The following is a 17,843-nucleotide window of genomic DNA, read 5'->3' as shown; positions in this document are numbered from 1 at the left end:
TGTTTAATCTAGACTAAGAATAAAGGCGAGATTAACCGTGGTTACGCATCCACACATCCATATCTGTTTTCAGGTTATCTGACTTGGTTCCAAATATTGCCTGAACGCCACCAGAAACCACCACCACACCAGCAGCACCAAGCTGTTTTAACTTTGCTTGGTCAACCGCATCTTGATCAGCGACGGCAACACGAAGACGGGTAATACAAGCATCTAATCCAGTGATATTATTTTTGCCACCAAATGCAGCAACCAGCTCTCCTGCCATTTCATTTTCTGAAACCGCAACTACAACCTCATCTGATTCATCTTCGCGACCTGGCGTTTTTAGATCCATCACCCTTATAACAGTACGGAAAACCACGTAATAAAGCGCAGCGTAAGCAAGACCTAATCCTACCAGCAATACCATGTTTTCAGCACGTGGTGATTGAACCACAAAATCAATAAATCCATTAGAGAAAGTATGACCGTGGACAATACCCAAACCATTAGTTAGCGCATAAGCTGCGCCAGCTAATACTGCGTGAATCGCATAAAGTACCGGAGCAACGAACAGGAATGAAAACTCAATCGGTTCTGTAATACCCGTTAAGAATGACGTTAACGCTGCAGAAACCATGATACCCATGACTTTCGCACGATTTTCTGGCTTAGCTGAATGTGCAATAGCTAACGCGGCGGCAGGAAGACCAAACATCTTAAATAGATATCCACCTGCTAACTGACCAAAACCATTACCTGCAGCACGTGAAGCATCATCAGCCGTCAAGAAACAGGTCATAATACCGTTTACTTGATCACCAGATGCGTTAACGCAGCTACCTGCTTCGTAGAAAAATGGAACATTCCAGATATGATGTAGACCAAATGGAATGAGAGCACGTTCAACAACACCATAAATACCAAATGCAGTGATTGGGTTTTGATAAGCAGCCCAATCAGAGAAAGCATCAATACCAGAACCAATTGGTTGCCAGATAAACGCCAGTACCACACCTAAAGCGATAGCGAGAAAACCAGTAACAATCGGTACAAATCGTTTGCCAGCAAAAAAGCCTAAGTAATCCGGCAGTCTAATTGTGTAGAAGCGATTAAAGGACCAAGCGGCAATAGAACCCGCGATGATACCGCCAAGTACGCCTGTATCGATACTATCGACACCTAACACACCTGCCATAACAGATAGTGTCGCAACCATGATTCCGTAACCAACAATTGCAGCAAGACCTGATACACCGTCATTGTTGGTGAAACCTAAAGCAACACCTACCGCGAAAAGCAGCGGCATTTGACCAAATACGGAGCCACCAGCCTGTTCCATAAGATGAGAAACTATCTCGGGTAACCAGCTGAAATTGGCCGCACCAACACCAAGTAAAATACCCGCAACCGGAAGAACAGATACTGGTAGCATCAGCGCCTTACCGACTTTTTGCAAATTGGCAAAAAGATTCTTAAACATATTTTATGCTCCTGATAAGTAGATAAACGATGTAAGGTCCTAATGGAACTTTACTTAGCCCTAATATTAGTACCCTTAAAAAATATCACATGAATCCCTCAAAAGAGGTCTTGTTCACACGTCACTTTTCTCATATATGCTACTTTTATCATCTTCATTCATTAAAATTGGCATGAATATATATATTTTTAGAATCCCATTTCAGCAATCGACCAAACATTATCGAATAGATGATCTCAGGGTCCTCTTGCTGTCTTTAAGATCTATACACATAATCAGTTAACTTCAACATAAATAGTTAACAGCCAAGTTGTAACCAAAAAAAAAGGAGCAGCGCTCCTTTATTTATGTCGATCAACGATAGTTATTATCGCAAGAATAAATCTCTAAAGTTCTGAGTGGTCTTTTGTGCGACTTCCGTAAGTGATGTCGATTTGAGCTGCGCAATATACTGAGCCACTTCCACTACATAAGCAGGTTGATTCTGCTTGCCTCGATGAGGAACGGGTGCCAAATATGGTGAATCAGTTTCAATAAGTAATCGATCTAAAGGCAATTGTCTCACCACTTCTTTTAGCTCAATCGCTTGCCTAAAGGTAACTATGCCAGAGATAGAGATATAAAAGCCTAACGACATTGCGTGTTCAGCAAACTCAAGGTCTTCAGTAAAGCAGTGAATTACACCACCACACTTTTCTGCATGTCCATTTGTTAGGATAGACAACGTATCTTCTCGTGCATCTCTTGTATGGATAATGAGCGGTTTATTCAGGTCTACCGCTAACTCAACTTGTTGTTCGAATCGCTCTCTTTGAAGAGCAGCGGTTTCCGGCTTGTAATGATAATCCAACCCAGTTTCACCAATGGCAACCACTTTAGAATGTGTTGCATACTGCTTCAAAGTATCAAGAGAAAACGGGCTTTCTACGTCAAGAGGATGCACTCCACAAGAAGCATGAACATGATCATAGGCACTGATCATCTCAATCATATTAGGAAAGGCATCGAGCGTTACGCCGACCGACAGTAATTCATTAACTTTCGCGTTAGATGCTTTATCGATCACATCTTGAATACCATCATGCAGCTCGTCATAATCTAATTTATCTAAATGACAATGTGAATCTACAAACATACGTCCTCTTGAAGATCGATTAACCAATTAATTAACAATAACTCAGTATTTAACCCTGAAAAAGATTCTAACTGATCTTTCATTTTGTTTATGGATAGCATGGCTTTATACGCCGCCGAATAAGTCACTCGCCCTGCTAATTCCGTACTCTTTTCACACATACCAAGTTCACTGCAACCAAAATGTACTTTTTGAATATCACTCATTATGATCGCTAGCCAAGATAATCGCCCAACTGGATTATCTTTTATCGATAACCACACTGAGTTGTAACTTGACTCTTCTGAACTCAAAAACGATTGTAATGCTGACTCTACTTTTTGAAAATCAACATAGGTTTTTTGTTCAAAAAATTCTAAAGCCTTTAACGGCGCACCGTTACTTAAACGAATGCCTACATAGTTACATGGTTTGGTCGTTTGGGTTAATAACCATTGATAAGTCTCTTCCAAATTAGACTCAGCAATTGTCCATTTTTGACAGCGACTAATAATAGTCGGTAGAAGCTTATGGTTATTATTCGCAAGCAATAAAAAAACGCAGTTTTTAGCCGGTGACTCTAACGTTTTTAACAAAGCATTCGATGCTGACTCATTCATCGCATCAGCTGGCGTGATGATAATGACGCGCTTACCTGCAAGTTGAGACGATTCTACGGCCCATTGGTTACAGGCACGAATCTGGTCAACCGTAATAGACTTCCCTTCTTTTTCAGGAGAGACCCAATGGATATCAGGGTGGTTGCCAGATTTCGCTAGCTCACATGAGTGACAAAAACCACAAGGTTCCGACGTGGAATGACTGCATACTAAAGTATGCACAAACCATTCGGCTAGTTTTTCAATACCACTGCCTTGTGGGGCACTACATAACATCGCCCCAGAAACTCTATGAGTTTCACTCAATGCCTGCCATTTATGCAACAGAGGCAATAACCACGGATAGATATCTCGCATAAACGTTACCTGTTCGCCTTAAGCCAATCCAGTAGCGTTTGTTTTATACTTGCCGCTACCTGCTCAATTTTTTGGCTCGCATCAATAATCAGCACGGAATCATCCTCATTGGCAATCTCCAAATAGCGTGCTCTAGAACGATCGAAAAAACTGATATCATTCTTCTCAATTCTGTCTAATTCTCCACGACCTCGTGCTCTTTCAAGACCTAAACGAGGATCGAGGTCTAGGTACAAGGTTAAATCCGGTTTAAATTCACCTAAGGTTACCTGCTTTAACTTTTGCATGGTATCACGAGGTATCTGACGTCCACCCCCTTGGTACGCTTGAGAGGACATATCATGACGATCGCCAATAACCCACTTACCGTTTTCTAACGCAGGTTTAATGACATTCTCGACCAACTGGACGCGAGCAGCATACATCAAGAGCAACTCCGTCATATCTTGTAAAATTTCACCGTCGTGTTCTTCCTTCACCAACGCACGCATTTTCTCCGCGAGTACGGTACCGCCAGGCTCTCTCGTATTCACAACCTGCTGAATACCTTGCTGCTCTAATACTTCATTAATCGCAGCAATTGCCGTACTTTTACCAGCACCTTCTAGTCCTTCAACAACAATAAACTTGGTTTTAATCATTATTTTTTTCTTAATTGTTTTAAATAGTTTTGAACGGCTCGATTATGTTCTTTCAAGCTCTTGGAAAACACATGACCACCCTTGCCGCTTGCAACAAAATAGAGGTAACGAGTTTTATCAGGATTCAATGCGGCATCCACAGAGGCTTTCCCCGTCATCGCGATAGGAGTCGGAGGCAATCCATTTATTGTGTATGTATTGTAGGGTGTTGGCGTTTGCAGATCTTTTTTGCGAATATTCCCTTTGTACTTATCTCCCATACCATAAATAACAGTTGGGTCCGTTTGCAAACGCATTCTACGATTAAGTCTGTTTACAAATACGGAGGAAACTTTGGTTCGTTCTTCTTCTACCGCTGTCTCTTTTTCAATAATCGATGCGAGAATCAATGCCTCATAAGGCGTCTTGATAGGCAGTTCTTTTTGGCGTTTTTCCCACGCTTGATTCAATACCGAGTTCAGGTTTTGATGCGAACGCTTTAGTATGTCTAGGTCCGACATCCCTGCGGTGTAATGGTAGGTTTCGGCCAAAAACAAACCTTCCAGTTTTTCGTGTTCGATGCCGAGTTTTATTGCAATATCTGATTCCGATAAATCCGTGATTTCATGTCGTAACGAATCTGCTTTCTCGAGCGTCGTTCGCCACTCAGTAAATCGACTCCCTTCAACAAAGGTAATAGTAAATTGATGTTCTTTACCCTTGGAAATGAAAACGATGGCATCACTTAAAGATATACCTGGTTGAACTAAAAATGTACCTGCTTTTACTTTCGTTAGCTCTGGGCGAAACCTTCTTACCAACTTTGTATATTGACTTTGATTCACCCAACCAGAAGATTCAAATTTAGAGAGCACCGTTTGGAAGCTACTACCACTCTTAATAGTAATAATTTCAGGTTTAGTGATAGAGAGAGGTTGGTCGATATAAAGGTCTACCTGCTTCTCGATATAAAAATAACCACCAGCAGCAACGCCGACAATGATGAACATTAAAACCAACAGTTTCTTAATCACGAATTTAGATTCTCCTGAAAACGTCGCGTTATCGCTCCAATAGGAAAGTGCGACCTAGCTATTTTTCTCACAGGGGCAACACCGAGTATTGAATTCGTCATAAAGACCTCATCTGCACTTATCAGATGGTTTAGGGGAAACTCCCCAATGGAGACTTCTATTCCACTGTCTTGGGCATCTTTTAAAATCATTTTCCGAATAACACCTGCAACACCAGAGGAAGCCAAACTAGGCGTGTATAATATGTCATCTTTAGACCAAAACAGATTGGCCATTGTGGTCTCAATTACATGATCATAAATATTCATAACGACACCATCTTGACATCCAACACGCTCTATCTCTCCCCTAATGAGAACCTGTTCTAAACGATTATTATGCTTGTGCCCAGCAAGAAGCGGCATTATACCCAGCTTGTGACCACATATACCTAAATCGACACCTTTTTCTTGCCAATCTAAGTAATAGGAAGGATACGAGAAATGACTGATTGTTGTCGTCACTGAGCCCACGCCAGCAGGATTATAACCCCTGCCTCCTTCTCCGCGACTAACGTGCAATTTTATCCCGGCCAACGAGTCCTTGAGCGCCGCTTGATCCACCCAGGCCTTAACCTGATCCCAGTCTGGACTCTTAATTACTAACAGATCGAGGCACGCTTGCATTCTTTCAATATGTAAGGGCCACTGCTGAGCCACACCTTCTTTAGTAAGAATAGTGGTAAAACAGCCATCACCATACTGAAATGACCGATCAGAAAGAGATATCATTGACGCTGGTTGTCCATTCACCCAAAACATCTATTCGCATACCTATACAAAAAATAGTCAAAAAAAACGGCTTAATGCTGAGCATCAAGCCGCTGTTAAGCTAGTTTAATCGACTATCACATTTTTTTAAAGATAAGCGAACCGTTTGTTCCACCAAAGCCAAAGGAGTTACACAATGCGTATTCCATATCGACTTTACGTGCAGTGTGAGGAACAAGGTCAAGGTCACACTCTTCATCAGGGTTATCTAAGTTAATCGTTGGTGGCACAATTTGATCCACTAACGCCATTGCAGTAATGATTGCTTCTACAGAACCTGCTGCACCCAATAAATGGCCTGTCATAGATTTCGTAGAAGAGACAAGTACTTTCTTAGAGCCTGCTTCACCAAGAGCGCGTTTTACACCTCTTAACTCTGCAACATCACCCGCCGGTGTAGACGTTCCGTGCGCGTTGATATAACCGATTTGTTCACCAGTAATACCAGCATCACGCATTGCCGCTTCCATCGCTAGTGCACCACCAGAACCATCAGCACTTGGTGATGTCATATGGTAAGCGTCTCCACTCATGCCAAAACCGACAACTTCGCAGTAGATTTTCGCGCCACGAGCTTTAGCTTGTTCGTATTCTTCTAAAACCATAACACCCGCACCGTCACCAAGAACAAACCCATCACGGTCTTTGTCCCAAGGGCGTGAAGCCTTCGATGGTTCATCATTGCGCGTTGACAGTGCTTTTGCAGCAGCAAATCCACCCATACCAAGAGGCGTAGACGCTTTTTCAGCACCACCAGCAACCATCGCTTCTGCGTCGCCGTACGCAATCATACGGGCCGCATGGCCAATATTGTGTAAGCCAGTTGTACAAGCAGTAGAAATCGCGATGTTGGGGCCTCTAAGGCCTCGCATTATCGACAGATTACCTGCGATCATATTAACGATAGTGGATGGCACAAAAAAAGGGCTAATTTTGCGCGGGCCTCTTTCTGAAAGAACTTTATGGCCAGTTTCAATTAGACCGAGACCACCAATACCAGAACCAATTGCGACACCAATGCGTGGCGCGTTCTCTTCAGTAACAGTGAAACCTGAGTCATCTAATGCTTGAATACCCGCTGCGATGCCGTACTGGATAAATAGATCCATCTTACGCGCATCTTTTTTAGTCATATACTCTTCACAGTTAAAGTCTTTGACTAGACCTGCAAATCGAGTTGTAAATTCGGATGTATCAAAGTGTTCGATATCAACGATACCGCTTTGACCTGCTAACAGGGCTTTCCATGATGATTCTACAGTGTTGCCTACCGGTGACAACATACCCATGCCAGTAACAACTACGCGACGCTTTGACATGATAATTTTCTCCGGGATTGAATGAATGATTTGATGGGGAAATAAAGCGTTTTAGATAAAACTCAGGCGGTCAAGGTTGACCGCCTGGGAGAGAAATATTACTGAGCGCTGGTAACGTAGTCGATTGCAGCTTGAACAGTAGTGATTTTCTCAGCTTCTTCGTCTGGAATCTCAGTATCGAATTCTTCTTCCAAAGCCATTACTAGCTCAACAGTGTCTAAAGAATCTGCACCTAAGTCGTCAACAAATGAAGCTTCGTTCTTAACTTCTGCTTCGTCTACACCTAGCTGTTCAATAATGATTTTCTTTACGCGTTCTTCGAGGTTGCTCATTTTTTCTTTTCCTTTACAGACTTTCGCGTTATGCGATGTTTCCGTAGTTTATTCAAACTTTTAAAAGTTGCAAGGGTGTGATCGCTGGTCAAACCACAATTTTTACGATTTTGACCGGAAATAGGTACATTTTTGACCTAAATCATACACAAAACATAGTGCACAATTTAAACCATGTACATTCCACCGTTTACATGAAGTGTTTCACCAGTAATATATGCCGCATCTGGAGAAGCTAAAAATGCTACCGCTGCTGCAATTTCACGTGGGTCACCTAAGCGTCCCGCAGGTACCTGAGATAGTGTAGCAGCACGCTGCTCATCATTCAGTGCTTTTGTCATGTCAGTTTCAATAAAACCGGGTGAAACAGTATTAATTGTTACACCGCGTGAAGAAACTTCACGTGCCATAGACTTAGTAAAACCAATCACACCCGCTTTCGCTGCGGCATAGTTAGTTTGACCTGCGTTACCCATAGTTCCGACAACAGAACCGACATTAATAATACGTCCGTTACGTTTTTTCATCATGCCACGCAAAACTGCTTTGGACAGTCTGAAAATAGACGTGAGGTTAGTATCTATGATATCCGTCCATTCGTCATCTTTCATACGCATCAATAGATTATCACGTGTAATACCAGCGTTGTTAACTAAAATATCTACGCCGCCATAATTTGTTGTGATCTCTTTGATAACGTCTGTGATAGATTCTGGCTCTGTCACATTGAGTTTAAAACCTTTGCCATTCTCACCTAAATATTCACTGATGGCCGAGGCGCCATTTTCACTTGTTGCCGTACCAAAAACTGTCGCTCCACGTTCAACAAGAAGCTCAGCAATTGATCGTCCAATACCACGGCTTGCACCAGTAACCAGTGCTACTTTGCCTTCTAGGTTTCTCATCTTCTATCTCTCTTTTTACTTCGCTGCTTCTAATGAAGCACAATCGTTTACTGCCGCAGCGGTAAGCGTTTTAACAATACGTTTTGTTAAACCCGTTAGCACTTTGCCTGGGCCTAATTCATAGAGCTTTTCAACACCATCTTCACTCATTTGTTGAACACCTTCGGTCCAACGAACAGGGTTATGAAGTTGACGAACCAAAGCATTTTTAATTTTTGCTGGATCCGTTTCCGCAATGACATCAACATTATTAATCACTGGGATAATTGGTGTGTTAAATTCAATATCTTGCAGTGCGATTTCTAATCTATCCGCTGCCGGTTGCATTAATGCGCAATGAGAAGGCACTGATACAGGTAAAGGTAGCGCTCGTTTCGCGCCCGCCGCTTTGCAAAGTACACCCGCTCTCTCTACTGCCGCTTTGTTGCCAGCAATCACGACCTGACCAGGTGAATTGAAGTTAACCGGAGAGACGATTTCGTCTTGCGCCGCTTCTTCACATGCCTTTGCGATCGATTCATCGTCTAACCCTATGATGGCATACATCGCACCCACACCAGCAGGTACAGCGTCTTGCATGAACTGACCACGTAATTCAACGAGTTTAATCGCCTGCTGGAAATCAAGCACTCCGGCACAAACAAGGGCAGAGTACTCACCTAAGCTGTGTCCTGCTAAATTGGCAGGTTGTTCCAAACCTTGCTCTTGCCATACACGCCAAATAGCCACAGATGCAGCAAGCAGTGCAGGTTGAGTGCGAGAAGTCTGGTTTAAATCTTCTGCTGGACCATTTTGAACCAAAGCCCAAAGATCATAACCTAGCACTTCAGAAGCCTGAGCGAAGGTTGCTTTTACAACATCAAATTGTTCACCAAGCTCTGCAAGCATACCAACAGTTTGAGAACCTTGACCCGGAAATATGATAGCAAATTTGCTCATAGTTATTTTCCCTCAAGCAATGCATTAATAATTGAAGTAGATAGACGAAAGCCTATCTACTGAATTTAAATTTTAAAACTTAATTAAAGCGGAGCCCCAGGTGAAACCACCACCAAATGCTTCCAATAATATGGTTTGTCCACGTTGAATTCGACCATCACGTACCGCTTCATCTAATGCCGTTGGTACCGTTGCCGCAGACGTATTACCGTGGCGATCTAGCGTAATAACTACCTGCTCTAAAGGCAAAGACAATTTTTTAGCCGTCGCAGAGATAATCCGTAGGTTTGCTTGATGTGGCACAAGCCAATCAAGTTCAGACTTATCCATACCATTTGCTTTAAGCGTTTCTTTAACCAAACGAGATAATTGCGTAACAGCAACTTTAAATACCTCATTTCCAGCCATATGAAGCCAGCTATTTATGTCGTCAGTCTGAGCGAATTCGCCTTCACCCTTCTCTTTTTTACGACCAGGATGTTTAAGGCTTAATAGATCGCCAAAACGCCCATCTGCATTGATGTGTGTTGATAGAATCCCCGGCTCTTCGCTTACACCGACCACAACTGCACCTGCTGCATCACCGAAAAGAATGATGGTGCCACGATCGGTAGGATCGCAGGTTTTTGATAGAGCATCCGCACCAACCACTAACACATTTTTACACATACCTGATTTGATATGTTGATCCGCAACTGAAAGCGCATAAACAAATCCAGAGCATGCCGCCGCCATATCAAAAGCTGGGCAATGTTTAATACCCAATTTTGCTTGAACTTCACAGGCAGCCGATGGGAAAGCATTTGAACCACTGGTCGTTGCGACGATAATCATATCGATATCGTCCTTATCTAATCCAGCCATATCGATAGCATTTTGAGAGGCTATTGTTGCCATGTCCGCTACCGTTTCATCCGGTGCAGAAATACGACGTTCACGAATCCCAGTTCTTGTTACGATCCATTCATCGGTGGTATTTACCATTTTCTCTAAGTCTGCGTTTGAACGCACCTGAGATGGCAGATAACTGCCCGTACCTAATATTTTACTGTACATATAGACTAATAATGCCTCTCGAGTAACACCGCTTCTAAGCGGTCACTAATACGACTTGGTACTTGTCGTTTAACTTCATGTACTGCTTCACCAATAGCATTGACAATAGCAGCCACATCAGCACTTCCATGACTTTTTATCACAATACCGCGCAATCCTAACAAACTTGCGCCATTGTACTGGTCGGGGTTCAGCTGTTTTATCTCTTCTATTAGGTTGGCGAATAATTTTCTTGCTATCCAACCCTTTAGATTTGATGTTGCCATATGCTCTTTAAGTTTACCAATAAAAAGATGGGCAACCCCCTCTGCTGTCTTTAAACAAACATTGCCGACAAAACCATCACATACAACGACATCGGCCGCATCGTGAAGTAACTGATTGCCTTCAATATAACCGCTAAAGTTAATCGATTTAGTTTGACTCAGCATTTCAGCACATCGTTTTACTAAGTCATTACCCTTAATCTCTTCTTCACCGATATTGAGTATAGCCACTCTTGGTGGTCTATCTAGGTGTTCTTCAGCTAATGCTCCACCCATCACAGCAAATTGGAATAACGTATCCGCATCTACTGATACATTTGCACCGAGGTCAAGCAACCAAGTTTTCTTACCTAAAGCCGTCGGAAGGGCCGACACTAAAGCAGGTCTCTCTATACCGGGTAATAATTTGAGTCTAAACCGAGAAAGTGCCATTAAAGCTCCGGTATTCCCGCCACTTAAACAAGCATCCGCTGTGCCGTCGGCTACAGCGTCAATGGCAATACGCATCGACGAGCCAGTACTGTTTCTCAAAGCAAGGGAGGGTTTTTCCGAATTAGATATGATTCGTTCACTATGGGTGATAGTTAAACGATGACTGATTGAGTGATCATCTCCCAGATATCCTAGGCGAGACAATTCAGATGTGATCATGGATTGATCACCGACTATAATCACTTTTAGCTCTGGGAAATGCGACAATGCCTGCACGACGGCAGGCACTGTTACGCAGGGACCGAAATCCCCGCCCATTGCATCAAGTGCAACGGTAATAGTGTTCAAAGGTCAACCTTACTTGTTGATAACCTTTTTGCCACGGTAGAAACCGTCAGCAGTCACGTTGTGACGTAGGTGAGTTTCACCTGTTGTTGCGTCTACAGAAAGTGCAGCTGTAGTTAGCGCATCATGTGAACGACGCATGCCACGCATTGAACGTGATTTTTTGCTCTTTTGTACGGCCATGGACCCTACTCCTTTGTCTATACTTAAGGCTTATCGCTTTAAGCTTTTTAAAACATCAAATGGGTTTGGTTTATCTTCTTCAACTTCTTTCGGAAGTACACCAAACACCAAATTATCTGAATTAACGCTACAATTCGCATCATCATGCATTGCCACTTGTGGCAAACCAAGAATGAACTCGTCTTCAACTAGTTGTATGAGATCAATCTCACCGTACTCGTTCCGATCTACCAAATCGTACTCTTCGGGTGTATCCACTTCACTTTTCTCACTGCGAACAGGAGTATAAGTAAATTGAACTTCGCACTCATGTGCGAAAATCTCGTTACAACGCTGACACTCTAAATCGACTTCAACGTTAGCTTTACCAGAGATAACGGTTAATCGTTGTTCATCCATCTCAAAAGACAATGAGACTACTGCGTCGCGTTTTACGCCTGAGGTCGTCTCAGCTAAGCGCTTAAATAAACTAGGTTGGATGATACCATCAAAATCTAGTCTACTTTGTGCGGCTTTAACCGGATCTACCGTGCGTGGAATTTTTACTTTTTGCATAGGGCGCGAATAATATATTTCTAATCGTCTTGAGTCAAAGGAAAAGTGAAAAAGTTATGCTTTTTTTAATTATCGTTTATTCTGTCGCTATTCTCTACTCAACAAGATATTTCCTATGAATAAATTGGACCTCATTTTGGCTTCAACCTCGCCGTTTCGAAAATCCATTTTGGAAAAAATCCAAATACCTTTTAAACAGGCCAATCCAAGCTGTGATGAAACCCCATTAGAAAGAGAAACACCGGAACAATTAGTCCTTAGGTTGGCTTTAAATAAAGCCAAGAGCTGCAAAACCAATGATCATTCCCTCATCATTGGTTCTGATCAGGTTTGCGTCATTAATGGAGACATTATCGGTAAACCCCACACAGTAGAAAATGCCGTTAAGCAACTTACCGCAGCAAGTGGACAATGCATCACTTTTTATACTGGGTTAGCTTTATATAATACCAGCACAGATAGTACCTCAGTAAAACTGGATACTTTTAAGGTTCATTTCCGAACACTTAATCAAAAACAAATAGAAGATTACGTCAAACGAGAACAACCACTAACCTGTGCGGGCAGTTTTATGAGTGAAGGGTTAGGCATTGCACTCTTTGATAAATTAGAGGGGAAAGACCCGAATAGTTTAATCGGGCTCCCATTAATAACATTGATAGATATGCTAGAAAAACAAGGCGTCTTTATTCTCGGCTCTTAACGATACGATTTTTAACCTCTTAATCGCTGAAGTACCGCTTCTAACCTTGCTTCCATAGGCGCTGAGATATCTATCTTTTCCTCTGTAGCAGGATGGGAAAACTTAATGTTGGCAGCATGTAAAAAAAGCCGATCTAAACCAACCTTGCCAGTATAAGCATCAAATCGACGATCTCCATATCGATCATCCCACGCTATTGGGTGCCCTGTGTATTGCGCATGGACGCGAATTTGATGCGTCCTCCCTGTAATTGGACTTGCTTGAACCAATGTTGCTTCAGTGAATTTTTCTACTATTTTGAAACGTGTTTCAGAAGCCTTGCCATTAGGATTTACACGAACAATACTGTTCACTTCATTCTTCAGTAATGGTTCATTTACTAGTCGGCAGCTTGGCTTCCAATGCCCCATAACAAGCGCGAAGTAATATTTTTGTACCGTTTTTTCACGAAATTGGGCTTGCAAATGTCTCAACGCAGAGCGTTTCTTCGCGACAAGCAATATTCCTGATGTGTCCCGGTCGATACGATGGACTAATTCTAAAAAGCGCGCATCTGGACGTAATGCTCTGAGCGCTTCTATTGCACCAAACTTCAACCCACTCCCACCATGAACTGCCGTTCCGGACGGTTTATTTAAGACAAGCATGTGCTCATCTTCAAATATGATGCAACTCTCTAACTCAGCAACTTTGTTTAGTTTCGTGTTAGGCACATCTTTTTGTTCAACCGCTTCCATTTTTACTGGTGGCACTCGAACAATATCTCCCGGTTGAAGTTTATATTCCGCTTTGATTCGTTTTTTATTTACACGCACTTCGCCTTTTCGAATGATTCTATAGATCAGACTTTTAGGCACGTTTTTAAGTTGATTACGCATGAAATTATCTATGCGCTGTCCTGCCATATCAGCATCAATATCGACAAACTGGACTTTCGTTTTTATCTCATTCATGGCGCGCATTCTATCATTCAAATTGAGTTTTTATCACTCTTTACTTATTTCATCTTATCTAACACCAATATACGGCAATTAATGTCGAATGAGTCTCGTGAACGTAGCCTGTGTATAAATATTGGGATTAAAATTGGACAAAATTAAAGCAACCTTATAAAAAGCATTATTTATCAAAAAGATAGCTTTTTCTAAATTTTAACTACTTTCAAATATTTTGCCTGTTTATAACAAAGCAGATTGCTGTATTTTCACCGCACTGCTATAGTCACACCTGCTATGGGTAATTTGAATGCATTTCGCAATTTTTCTGATTATCCAGCAGCAATAAGCTAAATGAGTAGAAGAGTTTTATTATTCGATGCAGCGTATGGCGTAAGACGTTGAGAATAAAGCTTACTTGTCGCTCTACTCATCGTTCACTGATGTTGAGTATTCACCACCAAAGTTGTGGATCAGGACCTATTAATTTAGTTCCTGATGACTGGAGTGTCCGAGAGCATCCCTTCCAGCCGTGAGGCTGCACTTATTAAGTCATGGGATCTGACACCATCGGTATCGAAGCCAAGCGGCATATGTAATTAAAATAAAGAATAATCAACGAGAAATTAAAAAATGAAAAGAATGTTAATCAACGCAACTCAAAAAGAAGAGTTGCGTGTCGCTTTGGTCGATGGACAGCGACTTTTCGATCTTGATATCGAAAGCCCTGGCCATGAATCGAAAAAAGCAAATATCTATAAAGGCAAAATCACACGTATAGAACCAAGTTTAGAAGCTGCATTTGTTGACTACGGTGCAGAAAGACATGGTTTTCTTCCTCTTAAAGAAGTTGCTCGCGATTACTTCCCTAAAGGGTACACTTACCAAGGTCGTCCAAGCATTAAAGAAGTGCTTACTGAAGGCCAAGAAGTCATTGTACAAGTTGAAAAAGAAGAACGCGGCAGTAAAGGAGCAGCACTAACGACATTTGTCTCGCTTGCGGGTAGCTATTTAGTTCTGATGCCAAACAATCCTAGAGCCGGTGGTATTTCTCGCCGTATCGAAGGTGATGAGCGTACAGAACTTAAATCGGCACTAAGTACTTTAGACCTCCCTCAAGGTATGGGTTTAATTGTTCGTACTGCTGGTGTAGGCAAAAGTGCTGAAGAACTAGAGTGGGATCTGAACGTATTACTTAATCATTGGAACGCGATAACGGAAGCCGCAGGCACAACCCCTGCTCCATTCCTAATCCACCAAGAAAGTAACGTTATTGTACGAGCAATTCGTGATTATTTGCGCCGTGACATTGGTGAAATATTAATAGACAGCGCCACTATTTACGAACGTGCCAGACAACATATTCAACTTATTCGCCCTGATTTTCTTAACCGTGTTAAGAAATATGATGGCGAAGTTCCGCTATTTAGTCACTATCAAATAGAGACCCAAATAGAGTCAGCCTTCCAACGTAACGTGAGTTTGCCTTCTGGCGGTTCAATCGTTATCGACCCAACTGAAGCGCTAACCTCTATTGATATCAACTCCGCTCGTGCGACGAAGGGCAGCGATATCGAAGAAACAGCACTAAACACTAACCTAGAAGCCGCCGATGAAATTGCTCGTCAGTTGCGTCTGCGTGATCTTGGTGGATTGGTGGTTATCGACTTTATTGATATGACACCTGTTCGTAACCAACGTGAAGTTGAGAATCGATTACGTGAAGCCGTTCGTATGGATCGTGCGCGCGTTCAGATCGGACGTATTTCTCGCTTCGGTTTGTTAGAGATGTCTCGTCAACGTTTGAGCCCTTCTCTAGCAGAAGCAAGTCACCATATTTGTCCACGTTGTACAGGTACGGGCGTGGTTCGTGATAATGAATCACTTGCACTGTCTGTACTTAGACTTATTGAAGAAGAAGCGCTAAAAGATAACAGCTCTCAAGTTGTTGCTGTTGTCCCAGTCGCAATTGCTTCCTATCTTCTTAATGAAAAACGTCGTTCTGTTAATACCATTGAATCTTCACAGAATGTAAGGGTAATCATTGTTCCAAACTCCGACATGGAAACTCCTCATTTTGAAGTGGTCCGTGTACGTGGTGGCGAAGAACACGACATTCTTTCATACCTAGTTCCTAAGAAATTAGAAGCGATGAAGGAAGCAGAAGCAACAGAACCTTCTGAAGCAGACATTACGCCTAAGAAGATTGAAGAACCCGCGCTTAAAGGTTTTGCTGCGCCGGCTCCTCAACCTACACCTCCAGCGCCAACGTCAGTTAAAGCAGATACTCCGGCTAAAGCTGAAACGAACGAACCTGGTGTTGTTTCACGTCTATTCAAGGCACTGACCAGTTTCTTCTCTACTCCTGTGGAAGAAGTAAAGGAAGAGAAACCTGCTGAGCAACCTCAGAACAATCGTAATACCCGCAATAATCGCAATAATCGCAATGACAACCGTCGTCGCAATCCTCGTGATGGTAATCGTGATCAACAAGGCACCCGCGATCAAAGCAAAAATCGTAACAAGCCTGTTCGCAATGACCAGCAAGAAGAACAAACAGAGACTAAACCAAATCAACGCAGAGATAACCGACGTCCTAAGCAAGACAAGAAGGTTATCAAGTCTAACGCTAAAGTCGCAGAGCAAGGCCAAAAAATTGCTGCTGAAGCACAAGTTGAGGTTGCTGCTCCTGTTGTAGAAGAAAAGCAAACACAGGTTATTAAGCAACGTCGTCAACGTCGTCAGCTTAAGAAACAGGTTAGAGTTAAAGACCAACAAGATACTGCAGCTCAACAAGAGAAAGCGACACAAGTTGAAGCGAAGGTAGAGCAAGACGTTAAGGTGGCTCAAGAGGTTGTTGAAGCTAACAAGCCCGCTGTTGCTGAAGGCGAAAATAAGGAAGAGACGAAACGCCGTAACCGTCGTACTCCTCGTCATTTACGTGCCAGTGGACAACGTCGCCGTCGTGGTCGTGACCGCAGACCGAACCCTTTCCGCCTACGTAAAGGTGGTGTTGCCTCTCCTGAGATGGCAATGGGTAAAGTGATGCCTAAGTACGATCTTGCGAAACCAAGATATAAAGAAAGAACACGCATTACTCCTGAAGTAGAGCAAGTCGCTCTAAATGGTTTCGCGTGCCCTGAAATGGCAATGGGTAAAGTCATTATCCTTCGCGATATTGTTGAAGACAAAGCGCCTACGATTGAAGCTGCACCAGTTATTGAGCAAGCACCAATCGAAGCACCTGTTCAAAACGAGGCTGCTCCAGCGAACGATATAACAGAAAAAACCGTCACTGATGCGCCTATTCAAAATACGCCTGAAGTAGGAACACCTGTTGTTGAAGAGTCCGTTGTTGAAGCGCCAGCTATTAACGAGCCGGTTATTGAAACGACGATGGTGGAAACTCCGGTCACTGAAGAGCCAACCATTGAAGCAGAGGTGGTGGAAACACCCGTCACTGAAGAACTCGTTGTTGAAGCATCTGTGATTGAAACGCCAGTCGTTGAAGATAATGCGGCACCAATAGAAGTGGCCACTCAACAAGCTGAAGTTGAAGTCAAGCAAGAAGCGGTTGTCGTCGCGAAACCTAAAGCGACCACTCAAAAGCTAAAAGCTCGTGCAACATCAGTAATGACGAAAGCACCTGGACCTCAAAATATTAAAGAGATTGAAGTCAAGGCAGCGCCATTAAAAGAAGAGCGCTATAAGCCTAAAGGTGCAGGTAGCCAATCAGCGACCAGTCAAGCATCGTCAGGTACGTCTAAGACACTGTAGTTTGTTGACACTACACCCTTAACGTCCGTTGCTAGATAAAGCATAAATAAAAAGGTAAGACTTCAGAAGTCTTACCT

17 protein-coding genes are annotated in these 17,843 nt (G+C 42.7%); 2 read left to right on the top strand and 15 right to left on the bottom strand.

Annotated elements, in window-relative coordinates; genetic code table 11:
• Nucleotides 1-31: 31 nt before the first annotated feature.
• From ptsG to yceD, 14 genes are all read right to left on the bottom strand, one after another.
• Nucleotides 32-1,465, bottom strand: coding sequence for a PTS glucose transporter subunit IIBC (gene ptsG, locus L3V77_RS05500; protein WP_275136102.1), 1,434 nt, complete (start codon nt 1,463-1,465; stop codon nt 32-34).
• 367 nt (nt 1,466-1,832) lie between these two features.
• Entirely contained in the window at nt 1,833-2,600 is a 768-nt protein-coding gene (locus L3V77_RS05495) for a YchF/TatD family DNA exonuclease (RefSeq protein ID WP_275136101.1), read from the bottom strand.
• Nucleotides 2,591-3,556 carry a DNA polymerase III subunit delta' gene (gene holB / locus L3V77_RS05490; protein WP_275136100.1) on the bottom strand — a complete coding sequence of 322 codons (966 nt, stop codon included), beginning with the start codon at nt 3,554-3,556 and terminating at the stop codon, nt 2,591-2,593. Before holB ends, L3V77_RS05495 begins: the two co-directional genes overlap by 10 nt.
• Before the next feature lie 5 nt (nt 3,557-3,561).
• The gene (gene tmk, locus L3V77_RS05485; RefSeq protein ID WP_275136099.1) at nt 3,562-4,197 is read right to left on the bottom strand and encodes a dTMP kinase; all 636 of its coding nucleotides are present in this window, start codon (nt 4,195-4,197) and stop codon (nt 3,562-3,564) included.
• A complete protein-coding gene (mltG, locus tag L3V77_RS05480; RefSeq protein ID WP_275136098.1) occupies nt 4,197-5,210 on the bottom strand; it encodes an endolytic transglycosylase MltG in 1,014 nt (337 codons plus the stop codon). The genes tmk and mltG overlap by 1 nt, the downstream gene beginning before the upstream one ends.
• Nucleotides 5,207-6,010, bottom strand: a complete 804-nt coding sequence (gene pabC / locus L3V77_RS05475) for an aminodeoxychorismate lyase (RefSeq protein WP_275136097.1) — start codon at nt 6,008-6,010, stop codon at nt 5,207-5,209. Before pabC ends, mltG begins: the two co-directional genes overlap by 4 nt.
• An 86-nt stretch (nt 6,011-6,096) precedes the next feature.
• Nucleotides 6,097-7,338, bottom strand: coding sequence for a beta-ketoacyl-ACP synthase II (gene fabF, locus L3V77_RS05470; RefSeq protein ID WP_275136096.1), 1,242 nt, complete (start codon nt 7,336-7,338; stop codon nt 6,097-6,099).
• A gap of 98 nt (nt 7,339-7,436) precedes the next feature.
• Nucleotides 7,437-7,670 (bottom strand): acyl carrier protein, encoded by a 234-nt coding sequence (gene acpP, locus L3V77_RS05465; protein WP_017051317.1) that lies wholly within the window; start codon nt 7,668-7,670, stop codon nt 7,437-7,439.
• 167 nt (nt 7,671-7,837) lie between these two features.
• The gene (fabG, locus tag L3V77_RS05460; RefSeq protein WP_275136095.1) at nt 7,838-8,575 is read right to left on the bottom strand and encodes a 3-oxoacyl-ACP reductase FabG; all 738 of its coding nucleotides are present in this window, start codon (nt 8,573-8,575) and stop codon (nt 7,838-7,840) included.
• Nucleotides 8,576-8,590: 15 nt separating this feature from the next.
• Nucleotides 8,591-9,514, bottom strand: coding sequence for an ACP S-malonyltransferase (gene fabD, locus L3V77_RS05455; RefSeq protein WP_275136094.1), 924 nt, complete (start codon nt 9,512-9,514; stop codon nt 8,591-8,593).
• Between the two features lie 72 nt (nt 9,515-9,586).
• Nucleotides 9,587-10,570 (bottom strand): beta-ketoacyl-ACP synthase III, encoded by a 984-nt coding sequence (locus L3V77_RS05450; RefSeq protein WP_275136093.1) that lies wholly within the window; start codon nt 10,568-10,570, stop codon nt 9,587-9,589.
• Nucleotides 10,571-10,575: 5 nt separating this feature from the next.
• Nucleotides 10,576-11,616 (bottom strand): phosphate acyltransferase PlsX, encoded by a 1,041-nt coding sequence (gene plsX / locus L3V77_RS05445; RefSeq protein WP_275136092.1) that lies wholly within the window; start codon nt 11,614-11,616, stop codon nt 10,576-10,578.
• A gap of 9 nt (nt 11,617-11,625) precedes the next feature.
• Complete coding sequence (rpmF, locus tag L3V77_RS05440) at nt 11,626-11,796, bottom strand: 50S ribosomal protein L32 (RefSeq protein WP_275136091.1); 171 nt, start codon at nt 11,794-11,796, stop codon at nt 11,626-11,628.
• Nucleotides 11,797-11,826: 30 nt separating this feature from the next.
• The gene (gene yceD, locus L3V77_RS05435; RefSeq protein ID WP_275136090.1) at nt 11,827-12,351 is read right to left on the bottom strand and encodes a 23S rRNA accumulation protein YceD; all 525 of its coding nucleotides are present in this window, start codon (nt 12,349-12,351) and stop codon (nt 11,827-11,829) included.
• Nucleotides 12,352-12,466: 115 nt separating this feature from the next.
• On the opposite strand from yceD, the gene L3V77_RS05430 reads away from it, so the two are divergent.
• Complete coding sequence (locus tag L3V77_RS05430) at nt 12,467-13,054, top strand: nucleoside triphosphate pyrophosphatase (protein ID WP_275136089.1); 588 nt, start codon at nt 12,467-12,469, stop codon at nt 13,052-13,054.
• An 11-nt stretch (nt 13,055-13,065) separates the two neighbouring features.
• On the opposite strand, the gene rluC is transcribed toward L3V77_RS05430, so the two are convergent.
• Nucleotides 13,066-14,007, bottom strand: a complete 942-nt coding sequence (gene rluC / locus L3V77_RS05425) for a 23S rRNA pseudouridine(955/2504/2580) synthase RluC (RefSeq protein ID WP_275136088.1) — start codon at nt 14,005-14,007, stop codon at nt 13,066-13,068.
• A 615-nt stretch (nt 14,008-14,622) separates the two neighbouring features.
• On the opposite strand from rluC, the gene rne reads away from it, so the two are divergent.
• Nucleotides 14,623-17,766 carry a ribonuclease E gene (gene rne / locus L3V77_RS05420; protein ID WP_275136087.1) on the top strand — a complete coding sequence of 1,048 codons (3,144 nt, stop codon included), beginning with the start codon at nt 14,623-14,625 and terminating at the stop codon, nt 17,764-17,766.
• Nucleotides 17,767-17,843: the final 77 nt, after the last annotated feature.

This window comes from Vibrio sp. DW001, assembly GCF_029016285.1.
Taxonomy (GTDB): domain Bacteria; phylum Pseudomonadota; class Gammaproteobacteria; order Enterobacterales; family Vibrionaceae; genus Vibrio.
This window is presented reverse-complemented; position numbering and strand designations above follow the sequence as displayed.